This is a genomic window from Arthrobacter pityocampae (assembly GCF_002927275.1).
In the GTDB taxonomy this organism is placed as follows: Bacteria; Actinomycetota; Actinomycetes; order Actinomycetales; family Micrococcaceae; genus Arthrobacter_D; species Arthrobacter_D pityocampae.
The window spans coordinates 511,696-529,036 of record NZ_PRKW01000004.1; the positions used below are offsets into that span (position 1 = coordinate 511,696).

General features: G+C 67.8%; 17 protein-coding genes. 5 read left to right on the top strand and 12 right to left on the bottom strand.

The genetic code is table 11. From position 1 onward, the window contains the following. Nucleotides 1–11 precede the first annotated feature (11 nt). Nucleotides 12–1,229 carry an AI-2E family transporter gene (locus C4K88_RS11375; protein WP_167399028.1) on the bottom strand — a complete coding sequence of 406 codons (1,218 nt, stop codon included), beginning with the start codon at nt 1,227–1,229 and terminating at the stop codon, nt 12–14. Continuing rightward, nucleotides 1,226–2,161, bottom strand: a complete 936-nt coding sequence (locus tag C4K88_RS11380; protein ID WP_167399029.1) for a DUF368 domain-containing protein — start codon at nt 2,159–2,161, stop codon at nt 1,226–1,228. The genes C4K88_RS11375 and C4K88_RS11380 overlap by 4 nt, the downstream gene beginning before the upstream one ends. Before the next feature lie 200 nt (nt 2,162–2,361). Between C4K88_RS11380 and C4K88_RS17145 the strand changes: the two genes are divergently transcribed. The 3 genes from C4K88_RS17145 to C4K88_RS11385 all read left to right on the top strand — a co-directional run bounded on the left by C4K88_RS17145 (nt 2,362) and on the right by C4K88_RS11385 (nt 3,827). Continuing rightward, entirely contained in the window at nt 2,362–2,580 is a 219-nt protein-coding gene (locus C4K88_RS17145; protein ID WP_146065674.1) for a hypothetical protein, read from the top strand. Nucleotides 2,581–2,639: 59 nt separating this feature from the next. Further along, entirely contained in the window at nt 2,640–2,804 is a 165-nt protein-coding gene (locus C4K88_RS17395) for a hypothetical protein (protein ID WP_167399030.1), read from the top strand. A gap of 249 nt (nt 2,805–3,053) precedes the next feature. After that, a complete protein-coding gene (locus C4K88_RS11385; RefSeq protein ID WP_146065675.1) occupies nt 3,054–3,827 on the top strand; it encodes an ANTAR domain-containing protein in 774 nt (257 codons plus the stop codon). Nucleotides 3,828–3,963: 136 nt separating this feature from the next. Here C4K88_RS11385 and C4K88_RS11390 read toward each other — a convergent pair whose 3' ends face one another. The 8 genes from C4K88_RS11390 to C4K88_RS11425 all read right to left on the bottom strand — a co-directional run bounded on the left by C4K88_RS11390 (nt 3,964) and on the right by C4K88_RS11425 (nt 13,904). Further along, nucleotides 3,964–4,596, bottom strand: coding sequence for a uracil-DNA glycosylase family protein (locus C4K88_RS11390; RefSeq protein WP_043442061.1), 633 nt, complete (start codon nt 4,594–4,596; stop codon nt 3,964–3,966). Between the two features lie 233 nt (nt 4,597–4,829). Further along, nucleotides 4,830–5,747 (bottom strand): ROK family protein, encoded by a 918-nt coding sequence (locus C4K88_RS11395; protein WP_104121715.1) that lies wholly within the window; start codon nt 5,745–5,747, stop codon nt 4,830–4,832. Then, nucleotides 5,744–8,332, bottom strand: coding sequence for a glycoside hydrolase family 2 protein (locus C4K88_RS11400; RefSeq protein WP_104121716.1), 2,589 nt, complete (start codon nt 8,330–8,332; stop codon nt 5,744–5,746). The genes C4K88_RS11395 and C4K88_RS11400 overlap by 4 nt, the downstream gene beginning before the upstream one ends. 66 nt (nt 8,333–8,398) lie before the next feature. Further along, the gene (locus C4K88_RS11405; protein ID WP_104121717.1) at nt 8,399–9,190 is read right to left on the bottom strand and encodes an ABC transporter ATP-binding protein; all 792 of its coding nucleotides are present in this window, start codon (nt 9,188–9,190) and stop codon (nt 8,399–8,401) included. Continuing rightward, a complete protein-coding gene (locus C4K88_RS11410) occupies nt 9,187–10,029 on the bottom strand; it encodes an ABC transporter ATP-binding protein (protein ID WP_241521873.1) in 843 nt (280 codons plus the stop codon). The genes C4K88_RS11405 and C4K88_RS11410 overlap by 4 nt, the downstream gene beginning before the upstream one ends. 122 nt (nt 10,030–10,151) lie before the next feature. Further along, on the bottom strand, nt 10,152–11,111 hold the full coding sequence (locus C4K88_RS11415) for an ABC transporter permease (RefSeq protein WP_104121718.1): 960 nt from the start codon (nt 11,109–11,111) through the stop codon (nt 10,152–10,154). Nucleotides 11,112–11,119: 8 nt separating this feature from the next. After that, complete coding sequence (locus C4K88_RS11420) at nt 11,120–12,109, bottom strand: ABC transporter permease (protein WP_104121719.1); 990 nt, start codon at nt 12,107–12,109, stop codon at nt 11,120–11,122. 91 nt (nt 12,110–12,200) lie between these two features. Then, complete coding sequence (locus C4K88_RS11425) at nt 12,201–13,904, bottom strand: ABC transporter substrate-binding protein (protein ID WP_104121720.1); 1,704 nt, start codon at nt 13,902–13,904, stop codon at nt 12,201–12,203. 264 nt (nt 13,905–14,168) lie between these two features. On the opposite strand from C4K88_RS11425, the gene C4K88_RS11430 reads away from it, so the two are divergent. After that, on the top strand, nt 14,169–14,768 hold the full coding sequence (locus tag C4K88_RS11430; RefSeq protein ID WP_241521848.1) for an SGNH/GDSL hydrolase family protein: 600 nt from the start codon (nt 14,169–14,171) through the stop codon (nt 14,766–14,768). 73 nt (nt 14,769–14,841) lie between these two features. Continuing rightward, nucleotides 14,842–16,056 (top strand): ROK family transcriptional regulator, encoded by a 1,215-nt coding sequence (locus C4K88_RS11435; protein WP_146065676.1) that lies wholly within the window; start codon nt 14,842–14,844, stop codon nt 16,054–16,056. A gap of 18 nt (nt 16,057–16,074) precedes the next feature. On the opposite strand, the gene C4K88_RS11440 is transcribed toward C4K88_RS11435, so the two are convergent. Next, nucleotides 16,075–17,010 carry a TolB family protein gene (locus C4K88_RS11440; RefSeq protein ID WP_241521849.1) on the bottom strand — a complete coding sequence of 312 codons (936 nt, stop codon included), beginning with the start codon at nt 17,008–17,010 and terminating at the stop codon, nt 16,075–16,077. Nucleotides 17,011–17,092: 82 nt separating this feature from the next. Next, the coding region (locus tag C4K88_RS11445) for an aldo/keto reductase (protein WP_174705204.1) at nt 17,093–17,341 on the bottom strand (249 nt) is incomplete at its 5' end.

The window sequence follows — 17,341 nt, forward strand, 5'->3', positions numbered from 1 at the left end:
GTCGCCTCGGATCAGACACCAGGCGGTGAACTGGCGGCGTGTGTCTCGGTCCTGATGAGGTCCTCACCCGTGTCCAGGTGGGGTGCGGCGGCGGGTTCGAGCATCTGTTCCCGTGCGTACTGGAAGGCGACCATGGTCACGGCGATGATGGGCGTGGCCAGGAACGCTCCGACGATGCCGAACAGCGATCCGCCTGCCGTCACTGCCGTCAGGACGACGGCGGGGTGGAGCTTGAGGGACTTGCCGACCAGGACCGGCTGCAGGACGTTGCTTTCCAGTTGCTGCACGAGCAGGACGATCCCGAGGACGATCAGTGCGGTGACCCAGCCGTCCGACAGCAGGGCCACGAGGGTGGCGAGGAAACCTGTGGCAACTGCTCCGATGACCGGGAGGAATCCGCCGAAGAAGATCAGCACAGCCAGGGGCAAGGCGAGAGGAACCCCGAGGATCCAGAGGCCCGCACCGATGAAGACAGCATCGACGAGTGCCACGGCTGCCTGCGAGGAGACGTAAGCGGAGAGCGTCCTCCAACTCCGGGATGACACCTCGGCGGCATGCACGAAGACCGTGCCCGTCGTCCATCTCAGCAGCCATGCGGAGAACCGGTCGCCGTCCTTGAGGCAGAAGAACGTCAGGACCAGTGCCAGGAGAGCCGTGACCGTGATGGAGCCGACCGTCCCGAGACCGGAGGACACCCGGGTGAGGATCTCTGCGCCGTTCTCCTGCAGCCACCCGAGCGACGAGGTGAGGAGCTCATCGACGTCGGGGACCGCGAAAGGCAGCGATTCCGCGAGATCACCGAGTCTGCGTACGTTCTCCACGGCCTGCCCGGAGAGTTCCTGGACACCGTTCACCGAAAGCGCGGCGGCGGCCCAACCCACCCCGACTGCGGAAGCCAGCAGGCCCATCACCGTCAGCGCCGCGGATGCTGCTTCCGGCAGGACCCGGCGCAGCAGTTTATTGATGGGCCAGAGGATCGAGGACAGGAGCAGGGCCAGGATCACCGGGAGCACGATGACCCAGAGCACGGACAGAAGGTAGAACAGACTCACGATCGTGATCGCGACGACGAGGACCCGCCCGAGGACGGCGGTCGTCGTCGTCAGAGCGTCGAGCACCGCCCCTCGGCGGATGCGCTGCAGCATCGCCCGCGCGGTCGTGGCGCCGCGCCCGGCGTCGTCGCGACTCTCATCCGGGCTTCCCGCCGGAGTCTGCTGCTGATCGGTCATGCCTGGCCTCCGACGGTTGTCATCGGAGCCCGGCGTCGGTCCTGCCACCAGAGCAGCAGAACTGCCACGGCACCTGCGGAGAAGGCGATCAGGGGCCATGTCCACCCTTCAGTGGGGGGCGGCAGGAGTGTGGTGTTGTCCTGCCACGGCCAAAGAGCGCGAAGAGAGCCGAGGATCAAGCCGGTGGCGACCAGGAGGACCGTCCGCCGGTGCACGCGCAGGAGATAAGCCAGGAGCTGCACCACGGAGACGAGTCCGAGGAGCGCACCGGCGATGAAGAGTGCCAGATAGCCTCCGTTCCTGCTGCTGACCGCCTCCAGGGTCGGTTCGTACATGCCGAAGGTGAGCAGGACGAAGGAACCGGAGAGACCGGGAAGGGCCAGGGCGCAGACCGCGGCTGCCCCGCTGAGGGCGATCACCCATCCGGACGGGTCTCCGATCGTCGACGTCGGCAGGCCCAGGAGTACGAACACGGCCGCGGCCACCGCGAGCACGACGGCCGGCCCAGCGAGCCGGGAGGCGAGGGTGCGACCGGCACGTGACGGTGATGATTGCCGTGCCATGCTGATGGGTACCAGCAGACTTGCCGCCACCATCCCGAGGAACAGTGCCTTCGAGATGACGGGCTGGTCTTCGACGAAGGTGTGGAGGGGCCCGGAGAGGGCGAACAGGGCCAGGAGCATGCCGACGGCAAGAGGCAGGATCAGCGACCACTCGACGCCGGCAAAGCGTGATGAACGCGGCGACGAGCCACGAGGGCCGATGGTCCATGGGGTGCTGCGGACAGCTCCTCCGATGAGCTGCCGGGCCGACAGGATCAGGCGGTCGTAGAGTCCGAGGACGAGCGCGACCGTGCCGCCGGAGACACCCGGCACCAGTTCGACCAAGCCGATCAGGGCGCCATGGGCAGCATGGGCGAAACCTGAAGCCAATCGATTCGGTGGTCTGTTCGAGGCGGTGGGGGAAATCACCGTTTCAACACTAGCCACCCGGTCCGGGATGATCCGGCCCGTGGGGCAGCGGTGACTGTTCCGTGATGGGATCGATGACGGACCGTGATCGCCCGGTCTCTCCACGCCGCAGGGTCCACCCGGGTGCAGGAGACGTCCCGCCACTCACGGCGCTCACCGGGGTGTCTTACAGCGCCGGGTTCGCGGACGCGGGACGAACCCCGCCGCCGTACTCGGCGTCCCAACCAGATTCGTCTCCGCGGCCGCATCCCGGGCACGACGCCAAGGACGGCATCGACAAGCTCGAGGCACCGAATGCCACGGGCACCATCAACCCGACGGCTGACGAGGTGGCCTGCCATGCGGCCAAGCCCTTCGGCCAGGCCAACCGCACGCCATGACGCAGAGCGACCGGGGCGGCGGATTCGAGGAGCGGCCCTGCCGCCGACATACTGGGATCATGAAACCCCTGCTGATCGTCCTCGCCCTGATCGCACTCGTCCTGCTCATCATCGGTGTGGCCATCGAGACCCTGAAGTTCCTGCTGTACGTAGGCCTTGTCGTTCTCGTCGCGTCAGCGGCCCTCGTCGCGCTGCAGCGCCTCCGCTCCGGCGCACGACGCTAGAGGGTCTTCCCACTCTTTTGCCCGCTGCCTGTTACCCATCGATCACCAGTAGCACTGGAAGCGGTCATCACAGGAAGTGCAGCAGTCCGAAGTGCCACATGGGGCGCGAGGCGCTTCCACGGACCAGCCCCAAAGGAGGGTCTTCGGTCTTCTGGCCGACGGCGCGGTGGGAAGTTACGGTAGGACCGTCCGGGATTCGTCCTTCCAGTGCAGAGAGGATCGGGGTCGGGACAGTGGAAGGGGAGCAAGGTGGAGCAGCGCGGTATGGATGGCGTGGTCGACCCGGCTGATCCGATCGTGGCTCATGCCCGGGCGATCTTCGAGGCGACGGCGTCGGCGTATTCGCTGATGGATCCTGAGTACGTGATTCTTGCCGTGAACCCGGCGTTCGTCGACCTGGTAGGAATCTCCGCTGCCGATCTCGTCGGGCGTCAGGCGTTCGAGGTGTTCATCGAGGATTCATCCCAGTCCCAGGAGCACCCGGCCCGGAGGATGCGCGAATCGCTCGACCGTGTGAAGAGCACCGGGCAGAGCGACAGCCTGCTCCTGCTCCGTTTCGACATCCCTGATCCTGCCCGCCCCGGCGGATTCCTGGAGCGGTACTGGAGCCCGGTCAACAGCCCGGTCCTGGATGGTGAGGGGCGCGTGGTGGCCCTCCTGCAGGAGGTGCAGGACGTCACCGAGCACCGCGAGGATCTCGTTCGTCTTCTTGATTATCTGGGCGACTACTCGGACGCAGCCGACGCGGGCCGTACCCAACGCTTTGCCGAGTACTCGGCAGCGACCATGGTGACGTCCGATCTCTATCGCTCCGCACGCCGGGAGGTCGAGCAACTGGAGGAGGCCATGCGGTCGCGGGCCACCATCGAGCAGGCCAAGGGCATTCTCATGGCCCGGTATCGCTGCACCGGCGAAGAGGCCTTCCTCCGACTGCAGAAGATGTCCAACAACACCCACGTCAGGCTCGCGGACGTCGCGACCGCCATCATCTACCAGGTCGCGGTACCCCGCAATGACGGATGACCATCCGCACCTGCCGACCGGTGGTTGATGCAGCCCAGCTGGCGCCCGACTGCTTCCAGTTTGCTACCGGGCTGCCGGTCGCGAGTGCGAGCCAGCACGCCCACACTCGCGCTCAGTGCCGGAAGGCCGGGAAGGCCTAGATGGACTGGCGGGCGCGGATACCGGCGCGGCCCATCGCATCGGTGTAGGCCGCCTGGATCTCCTTGAGCCACAGCTCCTGGTTCACCGGCGTGCCCTTGAACGCGCGCTCCCCGGGGGAACGGACCTCGTAGATCTTGAACCCACGCTTGGCGATGGCCCGGTTCTCCAGCTTCATGAGCCGGCGTGCCGCCTTGTGCGCGTCGGCGCCGTGCGCCACGAGCGCCGATGCCCGGGGGACCTGCTGCAGGAAGGTGAGCAGGGGCTTCACGCCGTCGGCGATCTGGTCCATCGTCAGGGCCCGCTCCTTGCCCTCGGGCAGGTACCACGGGTGGGCGTTCCAGGGCATGAAGGCGTCCGGCCGCAGGCCGACGGCCTCGTAGATCCCCGCCATGCGGATGGAACTCGGGTCGTCGTTCTCGAAGGAGACGAAGCCGGAGGGCAGGGACGCTCCGGGGTTCGAGAAGAGGCTGACGATCTTGCAGCCGTCGACGTCGTGGATGGGGTCGATGTAGGGCACCGTCGACCCCGGCTTCGACTCGGCCAGGGTGTCACACAGCCGATTCACGTCCTCGATCTGCGGATCGTATCGTTGTTCCCACTGCTGTGCCCTGTACGTGGGGTCTGACATACGCTGTACCAATTCCGCCTCCTCGCGGACGGCGCCAGAGGTGGCGCGAACGTGCCCGCATCTCCCAGCCTACGCCAGTACCCGACCGGCGTCGCCGCCATCGCGCCCTCACCGCATCCTCGACATCTGCGAACGGCGCGTTGGCGGGACTGCGTCGGGGGACGTCCACCGGGCGCGTGGGAGGAACATCGGAGGAGCATTGCGTCGAGGGCGGAGGTCTCCTGGTCTGGCAGCTAGCCCGCGGTGGCCAGTGCCGCCCCCAGCGGCAGGGCGTCGCCCGCTAGGCACAGGGCTCCGCGCACACCGGAACCGTCGCCCAGCGCCGGCCGGACCACGTACCCGCTGCCGGGGTCCGTCAGCGGGTGCTCGGCCAGGGCCCCGCCGACGAGCAGGGCGAGCTGCTCCCGCACCGCGTCGAGCAGACCGGCAGCCTTCAGGACCCCTCCGCCGAGGACGATCCGCTGCGGCGCCACTGCGTAGGTGACCGTGGCGAGCAGTTGTGCGATGTAGTACGCGGACAGGGAGACGGCATCCTGATGCCAGGCTCCGAGATCGGTTCCCGGCCTGCCCCACCGTGCCGTGATCGAGGGCCCGGAAGCCAGTCCCTCGAGACAGTCCCCGTGGAACGGGCAGACTCCGGCGAAGGAGTCCTCCGGGTGCCGTCGGACCACGAGGTGACCGAGCTCGGGGTGGCTGCGGAGGGTGAAGGGTGCGCCGTCGACTACGATCCCGGCGCCCACGCCGGTGCCCACAGTGACGTAGGCGAGGTCGCTGACGCCGCGTCCTGCACCGAACCGGTGCTCTCCGAGAGCGGCGCCTGTCACGTCCGTCACGAGGCGGACCGGCGTGCCGGGCGCGAGACCGAGACCGGCGACGAGATCCGTGTTCCGCCATCCGGGCTTCGGGGTGGAGGTGATCCACCCGAAGCGGGGCGACGCCGCGTCGACCTGGACCGGCCCGAAGGACGCGATGCCCACCGCGTCGAACCGGCCCGCTGCGGCGTGGGGGGCGAGGAAGTCCCGCACCGCTGAGAGCGTCTCGGCGGGGGACGTCGTGTCGATCCGCGCCTGGTCCACCGGCACGCCGGGATCCTGCGGGTCGGCGACGGCGCAGATCACCTTGGTTCCGCCCGTCTCGATACCAGCGATCATCGCGTTGTTCCCCCTGAGGCCAGCTCCGACGCGGCCGACACGAGGGACGCGCCGTCCCCGATGCAGCGAAGGACCGGGAACAGCCCGGCGGCCGAAAGATCGGCCGTCGCGTCCAGCGGGCCGCCGTCGCGCCGACTGACGGTGAAGACGGCGGTCTCCCCCGGCAGCACGGTCAGCATCATGTCGTCGACCGCGAGCTCCGACGCGGTCACGTCGAGCAGGTCGGCCAGGCGGTCCGCGAAGACGCAGAGGTCACGCAGCACCGTCCGTGCGTGGACGGTGACACGCACGGTGCCGTCGTCGGCCGTCACCTCCGCGGTGAACCGCGGCTCGACGGGTGCCAGGGCGGCGTCGGGCACGAAGAACCAGGTGGACCGCAGTCCGTCCGCATCGGCCACGAGGAATTCGGCATCGCTGACGGCGGCAAGGCCTGCGGGGAGGGCGGCCCGCGCCGTCCCGTCCGCCGCAGCGGAGAGTGGAAGGCTCTCGCGGGCGATCTCCGTCCCGTCCAGCGTGAGGCGGCGCACGACGACGTCGGCCGTCCAGTCCGACACTGCGTCGTTGACGAGCACGACCTCGAGCCCGTCGGGGCCGGTGGGGTCGTCGGTTCCGCCGGCGGTGACCGGGACGATTGCCAGCAGGTGATCGGCGAAGGAACGGCGCAGCGCATACCAGACGGGCTTCTCGATGCCGTCGCCGTCCACCGCGGACCAACTGAGCACGGGCCAGCAATCGTTGAGCTGCCAGATGATCACGCCTGCGCACCGCTCGCGCGTCCGGAGCCATTCGGCGCCGGCCGCCTGCGAGCGGGCCTGGACCATCTGGGACAGGTAGTGCCAATCCTCGGCGGTCCGCGGCTCGCCGAAGTACGGCTCGAGGCCCCGGGCGAGTTTCTCCATGCCGTCGGCGGCCCGCATGTGGTGTGCCACCTGTGGATTCGAGGGGACCAGTTCGCCGTCGGTCACGACCCGCTGCAGGGTGGACCAGGCCGGGGGCGCGCACCATCCCATCTCGGACACGAAGGGCGGATCGACGTCGCGGTAGTGGACGTAGTCGACGGTGTTCCAGACCTCCCAGATGTGCACGGGTCCGGAGTCGCGGTCGTTCGGGTGCTTGCCGAGGGAGCCGGCCCACGGGCTGTTGGGCACGTAGGGGCGTGTCGGGTCGAGGCGCTCGAGGACCCCCGGGAGGACCTCGGTGTAGAACGCCGCGCCGTACGGGCGTCCGGCCAGGATCTCGGGCCAGCCCCAGTCGTACATGCCCCACACGCACTCGTTGCCGCCGCACCAGATCACGAGGCTCGGGTGCGAGGACAGGCGGGCCACGGCCTGCTCGGCCTCGGTGGTGACGGCCTCGATCATGGCGTCGGACTCGTCGTAGGCGGCGCACGCGAACAGGAAGTCGTGCCAGACCATGAGCCCGCGCTCGTCGCACCCGGCCATGAATTCCTCGGTGGAGAAGTAGCCGCCGCCCCACACCCGCAGCAGGTTCGCGCCGCCGTCGACCGCCTGGTCGAGGCGCTGCCCGAGACGCTCCTCGGTGACCTCGGCGATGAAGGGGTCGTCCGGGATCCAGTTGTAGCCGCGGACCCGGACGCGGCGGCCGTTGACCACGAAGGCCCAGGTGGTGCCGATCGCGTCCGGCTCCTCTTCCACGGTCACGGTGCGCAGGCCGATGCGGCGCGATCCGGTGGACAGCGCTCGCCCGTCGCCGTGAAGCACGACGGACAGGTCGTACAACGGCTGGGCGCCCAGCCCGACGGGCCACCACAGCTCGGGCTCGGTCACCTCCAGGGCGAGCACGACGTCGTCCTGGCCGGCCGGGACGGTCGCCCGTGCGGCTTCCGAGCCGTCGGGCGCTGTGAGGACCGCGGTCAGTGTCAGGTCCGGCGACGCCGACAGGCGCTCGATTCCGACGCTGACGCTGAGGATTGCCGTGGTGCCGTCGATCGTGGTGTCGGGTCGGATGGAGGCGATGCGTCCGTGCGACCAGGATTCGAGGCGGATCGGCTGCCAGATCCCGGCCGTGACGTAGTGCGGCCCCCAGTCCCACCCGAAGTTGCAGGCGCTCTTGCGGACGTAGGGGTAGGGCTCGTCGTAGGGGCGGGGCAGTTCCCCACCGAGCTGGACCTCGCAGGCGTGGGCGGCGTCCCAGGCGGACCCGAACGTGATCTCGAGCAGGTTCTCCCCCGCGACGAGGAGGGAGGCGACGTCCCAACGGTACCCGATGTGCTGATCCGCGGTGACGGCGACCTCGTGCCCGTTGAGGCGCACCGTGGCGAACGTGTCGAGACCGTCGGCGACGAGATCGGTCCGCTCACCGGACGTGCCGTCCCAGATGAAGGTCCGCGAATAGGTCCACTGCGAGTGTCCGATCCACATCTGGTCCGCTTCACGCAGGCCGATGTCCGGGTCCTCCAGGAGACCGGCGGCCAGCAGGTCGGTGTGGACCTGGCCGGGTACGGTCGCGGGGATGGCCGCGCCGCTCGTGGCGTAGGACGGTGAGTCGTCCGGTCCGGCGGTCCAGGTGAGGTTCCAGGGGCCGCCCAGGTCGAGGGTCCGAGGGGAGGTGGTCGAGGGAATCATGCACGTACTCCGATGGTGGTCTGTGGTGCCGCTGGGCAGCCGGTGGTCGGGGGAGAACTGCGGCCGTCAGGCGCTGAGCCGCTTCTCCGGGTTGGGTGCGGCGTCTGCGAGCATCCGCGTGTACTCGTGCTGCGGGTTCAGGATCACGTCGTCGGCCGGTCCGCGTTCAACGATCCTGCCCCTGAACATCACGAGGATGTCATCGGAGAAATGGCGCGCGGTCGCGAGGTCGTGGGTGATGTAGAAGACGCCGAGGTTCTCCTCGCGCTGCAGGTCGGCGAGGAGGTTCAGCACGCCGAGGCGGATCGAGACATCCAGCATGGACACGGGTTCGTCGGCGACGAGGATCTTCGGCTCGGGGGCGAGGGCCCGGGCGATCGCGATCCGCTGGCGCTGGCCGCCCGAGAGCTCGTGCGGTTTGCGCTGTGCCATGTCCGGGTCGAGCCGCACACGTTCGAGCAGCTTCGCGACCCCGGCCATCACCTCGTCACGGCCCTTCGCCTTGCCGTGCAGGATCAGCGGACGCCCGAGATGGTGGGCGATGCTGTGGTACGGGTTCAGGGACGCGAACGGGTCCTGGAACACCATCTGCACGTCGCTGCGGTACTGCCGGAGACCCGCCCCGGCGCGGCGCACGGGTGCGCCGTCGAGCATGATGCTTCCGGTCGTGGGGCGTTCCAGCTGCATGAGCAGCTTCGCGAGCGTGGACTTGCCACTGCCGCTCTGCCCCACGAGAGCCACGGTGCGTCCGCTGTCGATGGAGAAGCTGACATCGTCCACCGCTTTCAGGATGCTCGAGTGACGCCCGTTGCGCAGCCTGTACTCCTTGACGAGGTTCCTGACTTCGAGGGCGCTCATACGAGCTCTCCGTTCTGCGCGTGGGAGCCACTGCGGATGAAATCCCCGCGCTCCCCGGTCAGGCTGGGAAAGGACGCGAGCAGCTTTCTGGTGTATTCGTGCCGGGGGTTGGTGTACAGCTCGACGGCGTCGCCGAGTTCCACGATCTCGCCCTCACGCATGACCGCGATGCGGTCGCTGATCTCGAGCAGCAACGGGAGATCGTGCGTGATGAAGATGACCGCGAAACCCAGGGCGGCGCGGAGCCGGGTGATCTCGCGGAGGATCTCGCGCTGTACCACGACGTCGAGGGCGGTGGTCGGCTCGTCCATGATCATGACCTGCGGGTCGAGCGCCATGGCCATGGCGATCATGACGCGTTGCCGCATGCCTCCGGAGAGTTCGTGGGGGAAGGACCGCAGCCTCGCGCGGTCCACGCCGACGCGCTCCAGGAGATCACCGCATCTCATCCGGCGGTCCTTCCTCGACATGTCCGGCCGATGCGTGGAGAAGATGTCCTCCATCTGCCGCTGGATGGTGATGACCGGGTTCAGCGAGTTCATGGCGCCCTGGAAGACCATCGCGATCTTGTCCCACCGGAAGGCCCGCAGTTCCTCGCCGCCCAGTTCGTTGAGGTCGATCACGTAGCCCTCGCGGGAATGGAAGTGTGCGCTGCCGCCGGTGATGACGGCCGGTGGCTTGAGCAGCCGGTTGATGCCGTACGCGAGGGTGGACTTCCCGCACCCGCTTTCCCCGGCGAGCCCGAGGATCTCCCCGCGACCGAGGGTCAGGCTCACGTTCCTGACGGCTTTCACCACGCGGTCGCCCTTGTACTCCACGCTGAAGTCGTCGATGGTCAGGACGGGGTGTGTGCGCGCTTCGGCGGCCCGCTCGCTGAGGGACTCCGGCGCCCGCGCGTCGGATACGGGGCGGTCACCGAGGTCGGTGATCCTCACCCCGGGTGCTCCCTGATCGGTGCTGCTCACAGGACGTCCTCCTTGGTGGCGGCGCGCAGTTCGGCCTTCGACAGTTTCCAGGAGCGCCGCGCCGCCCGGGTCTGGGAGCGCAGCTTGGGGTTGATGATCTCGTCGATCGAGAAGTTGATGAGGGCGAGGGCTGCACCGAAGAGGGCGATCATGAGACCCGGTGGCACGAACCACCACCAGGCGCCCAGGCGCAGCGCGAGGCCGTTCTGGGCGAAGTAGAGCATGGTGCCCCAGGTGAAGGAGTCCGATGCCCCCAGCCCCAGGAAGGAGAGCCCTGCTTCACCGAGGATCGCGAAGATGACAGCGAACACCATTTGCGAGGCGAGGAGAGGGATCAGATTGGGGAGGATCTCGACGCCCAGGATGCGCCAGGGTTTCTCCCCTGATACGCGCGCCGCGGCGACGTAGTCGCGGTTGCGCACGCTGAGGGTGAACCCGCGCAGGACGCGGGCGGAACCAGCCCACCCGGTGATGGCGAGGACCACCGAGACCAGCAGAATGCTTTTCTCCGGCACGTAGCTGGAGATGATGATGACCAGCGGCAGGCCCGGGATCACGAGCATGACGTTACTGAAGAGCGAGAACGACTCGTCGAGCCAGCCCCCGAAGTACGCGCCGATGATGCCGAAGAACGCTGAGAGGAGCAGGGTCAGCACTCCCACGATCAGGCCGACCGTGAGGGAGCCCCGCGTGGCATACGCGAGCTGCGCGAACACGTCCTGGCCCGTCTGGGTGGTGCCGAGGATGAAACCCTCGGCCGGTCCGGCGAGGCCCACGTTGTCGACCGCCGATGGGTCTCCGACGAAGAACGGCGCGACGATCCCGAACAGGGTGATGCTGCCGGCGATGAGGAGTCCGGCTGCGAGCTTCGGTGTCATCGGCGGCAGCGAGCGCTTCGGCCGGGACGACCGGGCGCTCGCGGCGGCGACCCCCGGGTCCTGGATGGTGGTGGTCATGACGTGTCCTAGCTTCGGGCCCGGGTGCGGGGGTCGATGAACGAGTAGAGGAGGTCCACGAGCAGATTGGCTCCCAGGACGGAGAGCGTGATGACCAGGAACAGGCCCTGCATGAGGGAGTAGTCGTTGCTGCCCACCGCGTTGAGGAGCGCGGAGCCGATGCCGGGGTAGGAGAACACGGCCTCCGTGACGATCGAGCCCGCAACCACGAAACCGAGTGAGATCGCGAATCCTGCCACGGACGGCAGGACGGCGTTCCGCGCGGCGTAGGTGGTCATGATCCGCACGGGGCGGAGCCCTTTCGCCTCGGCCGTCAGGATGTAGTCGTCCGAGAGGGTGGAGACCATCATGTTGCGCATGCCGAGCATCCAGCCGCCCACCGACGAGATGACGATCGTCAGGGCGGGCAGGGTGCCGTAGTAGATGACGCTGCCGATGAACTCCAGGTTCCAGCCCGGGCTCGTCTCGTAGACGTTGTAGCCGCCGTTGAGCGGGAACAGGTCCCACATGCCGCCGAGGACGAACAGCAGGATCAGGGCAAGCCAGAAGTAGGGCACGGATTGCAGCATCGTGGTCACCGGGATGAGGTTGTCCAGCCAGGAGCCGCGCTTCCAGCCGGCCAGCATTCCCAGGGTGACGCCCAGGATGAACGAGATGACGGTGGCGACGCCGATGAGCCCGATGGTCCACGGCAGGGTCTGCGCGATGATGTCCGTCACCGAGGCCGGGAAGAAGGCCACGGACGTTCCGAGGTCGAGGGTGAAGAGCTTGCCGAGGTACTGCCCGTACTGCACGATCAGCGGCGCCTCGGTGTTGGTCCCGAGTAGGAGTTCGACGGCCTCGCGGGCTTCAGGGGTGACGGGGCCGCGCTGCGCCAGCTTCGCCAGCATGATGTCCACCGGGTTGCCGGGCAGTAGGCGCGGGAGGAAGAAATTGACCGTCAGAGCGGCCCAGAACGCGACGAGATAGAACCCGAGCTTCTGCAGGATGTATTTCATGGGACCGGCTTTCGGTGCGTGTCCGGGCCCGGTCGGGGCAGGAGGGTCGTGGACCACCCCGCCCCGCCCGAGCCTCCGGACGAAGGGCCTGCTACTCGGTGGGTGTGATGTTCTTCAGGACGATGCCGTTGTCCCAGGACTTCCACGTGGCCGGCAGGGCGTAGGGATCCTCATTGGTCGGCCAGCCGGTGGCACGGTCGGTGTTGAACTCGGTGAGCATGGAGTTCACGTAGATGGGGATGTAGGGCATGTCCCTGACGATCTCCTCCTGGATGATGCCGTACTGCTCCTTCTGCACCGCCTCGTCGTTGGTGGACCGTGCGACGGAGAGGGCCTCGTCGACCTTGGGGTTCGTGTAGCGCGCCGTGTTGTTGTTCAGTGCGGACTCCCCCACCGGTGTCGTGTTCGCCGAGTTGTACCACTTCTCGTAGGCGTAGTACGGGTTGTTGGAGGGCTGGAGCCCGATCGACTCGAGCGTCAGCTGGTATTCGCCGATGTTCAGGTTGTTCACCCACTCGTTGTAGGTGATCGCCGTCGGCTTCAGCTCGATGCCGACCTCGCGCAACTGCTGGGACATGGCGTCGTTCAGGGAGATGAAGTCGCTGTAGCCGCTGACGGTCTGGATACCGAGGGACAGGCGCTCCCCGTCCTTCTCGCGGATGCCGTCGCTGCCCTCGACCCAGCCGGCGTCCTCGAGCACCTTCCTGGCTTCCTCGACGTTCGCGTTCGCCGGGGTCTCCGTGTTCTCGGGGTCCGCGATCCAGTCCGCGTCGCGGTCCGGGATGACGAGCGTGGGTGACGCCGTGGCAGCGAAGCCACCGCCGGCCAGGGCGTTGAGCTGTTCACGGTCGATGCCCTGGTAGATGGCCTGACGCACGGCCGGATCCGTCTGGGGTCCCTTGCACCCCAGCTTCTCGCTGGAGCAGGTGAAGATCGAGGCGGTGAGCGCGGGTGTATTGACGTAGGAGAGGCCCTCGTTGTCGGCGAGGATCTTCTCGAGCCCGGGCAGGAATGAGCTCATCCAGTCGACCTCGCCGGCCAGGAGGGCGCCCGTCGCGGCATCCGCGGTGTCGAGGGAGATGTAGCGCACCTCGTTGATCGCCGGCTTGCCCTCTTCCCAGTACAGGTCGTTCTTCTCGAGGAGGTAGCTCTGCGCGGTGAAGTCCTTGACCTTGAAGGGCCCGGTTCCGATGGGGTCGGGGTTGGTCTCCGTGATCGGGTCCGCAATGTCCTTCCAGATGTGTTCGGGCACGATCCCCCGGTTGCCGAGCACGCTCGGCTCCTGCATGAAGGAGTTCTCCTCGAACGTCAGGACCGCGGTCGTGTCGTCCGTCGCCTCGGCGGTGGCCGCAAGGCCGGTGGTGTTCAGTTCCGGGGTCTCGTTGACGAGGTTGAACGTGAAGGCGACGTCCTTCGCGGTGAAGGGCTCGCCGTCGGACCACTTGACGCCGTCACGGGTCTTGATCGTGAGCTGGGTGCCGTCGTCGTTCCATTCGAAGGACTCGGCGAGCAGCGGGGTGGGTGGGTCGTCCGAGGCGGCGTTGTACCAGAAGAGCGGCTCGAAGATCACTCCGAGGGTCGGCTGGAGTGCAGTGGACGAGAACGGGTTGAAGTTCTCCGCGATGGTTCCGGTAGCGCCGTTGAAGACGGTGATGGAGGTGTTGTCCGCGCCGCCGCCGGCGTCGTTCGAAGCGCCCCCGCCGCCGGCGCAGCCACTGAGGGCGAGGGAGGTGAGACTGAGGAGTGCAGCGGCAGCCAGTCCCAGCCGCCTGGGACGCGAGAGTGTCGAGGACATCTTTGTACCTTTCATCTGTGGGCGGCCACGGTGCCGCCGGCTGGTCCCTCCCTCTCAGGGCGAACCGTTGAGTACTTTCTTAGGCCACTTTATTATGCAAGTCAAGTAAGTGTGTGACCCGTGTCTCATACGATGCCTGCCCGATCGTCGCCCCGGGTCGGCGCAGGAAGGATTGCCGCGCACCGGACGCGTCGACCGCCCGCCCCAACTGTCGAGTATCGTAAATAAAGTTACTGAAGATAGTCCCCGGCGGAAGGAATGGGCATGGAGATCGAAGGGTGCGTCGTGTTCGCCGGAGACAGCGTGACCGACTGCGGATGGCGGGAGGATCCCGACCACCTGGGATCCGGGTACGTCCGTGAGCTCGCGTCCGGCGAGGCGCTCGCCCGCTGCCGGGTCCTCAATGCGGGTACCGGCGGTGATCGACTCGAGGATCTCGAGCGGCGCTGGGAGGAGGACGTGCTCGCCGCGCGGCCCGACGTCGTATCCGTGATGATCGGTATCAATGACACGTGGCGCCGCTTCGACAGCGGACTCCCCTCCGACCTCGGTGCCTTCACCGACCGGTACCGCTCCCTGCTGGGCAGCCTCGCCCCTGACGTCGGGATCGTCCTGCTGGAACCGTTCGTGATCCCCGTGGACGAGGGTCAGATGCGCTGGCGGGAAGACCTCGATCCGCGGATCGACGCCGTGCACCTGCTCGCCGAGGAGTTCGGGGCGGCACTCGTCCCCCTGGACGGCATCCTCAACGAGCTCGCCCGGCGGACGGGAGCTGCTGTCCTCGCCGACGACGGCGTCCACCCGACGGCGTTGGGTCATCAGGAGATCGCCGGGGCGTGGCGCCGGGCCGTGAGCACGGCATGACCGCCAGCCCCTGGCACTCCCAGCCGCGGACAGTCGAAGCTTCAACGATCCTGCGCCGGAGCTACCATTGACCGTGATCGAAAAGACCCGCCGCCGCGAGTCCTCCCGGGGAAAGGTCATCGACCTCATCCGCTCCAGCGGGCCCATCAGCCGCGTGGAACTCGCGGAGAAGACAGGCCTGACCCAGGCCACCATCTCCACGCTCGTACGCGCCCTGCTGACCGAGGACATCATCCTCGAGACGGGACGCGGCGAGTCGACGGGCGGCAAGCCGCGCATGTTCCTCGAGCTCAACCCGGCGTCCCGCCTCGGCCTCGGCCTCCACATCGGACAGGACTACATCACCTACATCATTGCCGATCTCCGCGGTCATGTGGTGGCTCGGCGCCGCGTCGACGGCCCGGGTGAGATCTCCCCGCTGACGGTGGTCAGCCGGATGACCCGGGACATCGACGCCTTGATCGCCGAGTCGGGCGTCAGACGCAGCAGCATCGTCGGCATGGGGATCGCGACCCCCGGCCCCCTCGACCGCGTCGCTGGCACCGTGCGCAATGCGCCGTCGCTGGAGATCTGGAGCGATTTCCCCATCCGCCGGGCGCTGACCTCCACTACGGGATTCCACTGCGAGTTCGACAACGATGCCACTGCCGCAGCGATCGGTGAATACTGGCTGGGCGCCACCGAAGGCTATGCGAACTACGCCTCCGTCTACATGGGGTCCGGGATCGGTTCGGGCATCGTCATGGACGGCACCATCTACCAGGGCGTCAGTTCCAACGTCGGGGAGATCGGGCACGTGACGGTCGACGCGCGGGGACTTCCGTGCCCCTGCGGCAACATCGGTTGCCTGGAGCTGTACGCGAGTCCGCGGATCGTCGTTGCGCAGGCGGCCGAGGCCGCCGCGCGGGGGGAGCTCGACATCCCCCTCACGGGGGTGATCTCCGAGGACTTCGCCGCCGTGGGGACGGCTGCGACGAATGGTGACGCGACGGCGCTGCGGCTGGTGCGGAACTCCGCCGACTACGTGGCGAGTGCAGTGATCTCGATGGTCAACCTCCTCGATCTCCAACTCATCGTCCTCGCGGGGAGCGCCTTCTCGACGGCCGGCGGATTCTATGTGGACATCATCAGCGACGCCCTCGCCCATAAGGCGATGGCGCGGGCCATCCACCCCGTGGAGGTCCGGCTGTCCGTCAACGGCAACGACGCCGCCGCACTGGGAGCCGCGACGCTCGTCCTGCAGGACCGCTTGTCACCGCGCACCCTACGGTCCGTCTCCTTCGCCTGACCGCTGGAGCGGTGGACGTCACCCACCCGCCACGGGATAGGTGACGTAGGCGAAGCGTCGACTGTCAGGCGCCCAGCTGTTGACGTTCAGGGTGCCCTGGCCGCCGAACGCCTCGACGGCGTCCCACGCGTTCCGTCCGTCCGGATCCGCCACGCGGAGGAGGACGCGCTCGTTGGCCGGGTGCCCCTGAACGCCCGGCGGGTAGCTGAGGTACACGAGGCTGCCGCCGTCCGGTGCGGGGTGCGGGAACCAGTTGACGCGCTCGTCGAAGGTCAGCTGCTCGATCCCGGTGCCATCGGGGCGCATGCGGAACAGTTGCGAGTGGCCGGGCTCCGCGGAGGCGCGCTCGGAGTTGAAGTAGAGCCAGCGTCCGTCCGGGCTGTATTCGACGCCGTCGTGGGGTCGCTCGGAGTCGGTGAGCTGGCGTGTGGAGCCGTCCTCGACCCGCACGGCGTAGATGTTGAAGGTCATCCGATCCTGGCGCCGCCGTCCGCCGATGTGCACGAGGGTTCCACCGTCGGGCGAGACGCCGTGAAGGTAGCGTGCGTCGAGGCCGTCCCCCGGTCTGGTGACCCGCCGCGCCTCTCCCCCGCAGAGCGGCACGCGGTAGAGGTGACCGTCCTGGGATGAGACATAGAGGAACCGCCCGTCCATGGACACGACGTGGTCGTTATTGGAGTCGGTGACGGCACCGGTGAACACGACGCGGGGCTGGCTGTCCTCCTGCGGCGCCGTCCGGTATAGGAGACCGTCGCAGTTGAAGACCAGTCCCGTGCCGTCGGGCGTCCAGTTGGGCGCCTCGATGACGAAGTCCTCGGTCTCGAAGACGCACATCGAGGACCGCGTGGCTAGATCGAACACCATCAGCCGGGCCCGTTGTCCGGGCAGGAGCCTACGCCACTCGGTGTCCCTGGTCCGGTTGGGCCGTTCCTTCGTGCTGCTGTTCGGGTTCACGATCGTCCTTCCGTGCATCGCCCTGATCCGTGCCGTTCCGTCGCGGGGTCGCTTACTCCGACGGAGTGGTCATCGCCCCCCCTCAGGCTTTGAGGGCGTTGGCCCAGAGGTTGATGTCGGAGTCGACGGCGTACTCATCGATCGCCTGTAGTTCCTCGGTGGTGAAGTCCAGGCGGTCGATCGCGGCCAGGCTGTCCTCGAGCTGGCGGACACTGGAGGCCCCGATCAGCGCCGAGGTCACCGGGGCCCCCTGAGACTGCTCCCGCAGCACCCACGCGATCGCCAGCTGCGCCAGCGACTGACCCCGGCCCGCCGCGATCGCGTGCAGACC

Bases quoted from the DNA above. Each gene is read 5' to 3' on its own strand.
- C4K88_RS11375 (WP_167399028.1), bottom strand. From the start codon at position 1,229: ATGACCGATCAGCAGCAGACTCCGGCGGGAAGCCCGGATGAGAGTCGC.
- C4K88_RS17395 (WP_167399030.1), top strand. From the start codon at position 2,640: ATGAAACCCCTGCTGATCGTCCTCGCCCTGATCGCACTCGTCCTGCTC.
- C4K88_RS11390 (WP_043442061.1), bottom strand. From the start codon at position 4,596: ATGTCAGACCCCACGTACAGGGCACAGCAGTGGGAACAACGATACGAT.
- C4K88_RS11395 (WP_104121715.1), bottom strand. From the start codon at position 5,747: ATGATCGCTGGTATCGAGACGGGCGGAACCAAGGTGATCTGCGCCGTC.
- C4K88_RS11400 (WP_104121716.1), bottom strand. From the start codon at position 8,332: ATGATTCCCTCGACCACCTCCCCTCGGACCCTCGACCTGGGCGGCCCC.
- C4K88_RS11405 (WP_104121717.1), bottom strand. From the start codon at position 9,190: ATGAGCGCCCTCGAAGTCAGGAACCTCGTCAAGGAGTACAGGCTGCGC.
- C4K88_RS11415 (WP_104121718.1), bottom strand. From the start codon at position 11,111: ATGACCACCACCATCCAGGACCCGGGGGTCGCCGCCGCGAGCGCCCGG.
- C4K88_RS11420 (WP_104121719.1), bottom strand. From the start codon at position 12,109: ATGAAATACATCCTGCAGAAGCTCGGGTTCTATCTCGTCGCGTTCTGG.
- C4K88_RS11425 (WP_104121720.1), bottom strand. From the start codon at position 13,904: ATGTCCTCGACACTCTCGCGTCCCAGGCGGCTGGGACTGGCTGCCGCT.
- C4K88_RS11430 (WP_241521848.1), top strand. From the start codon at position 14,169: ATGGAGATCGAAGGGTGCGTCGTGTTCGCCGGAGACAGCGTGACCGAC.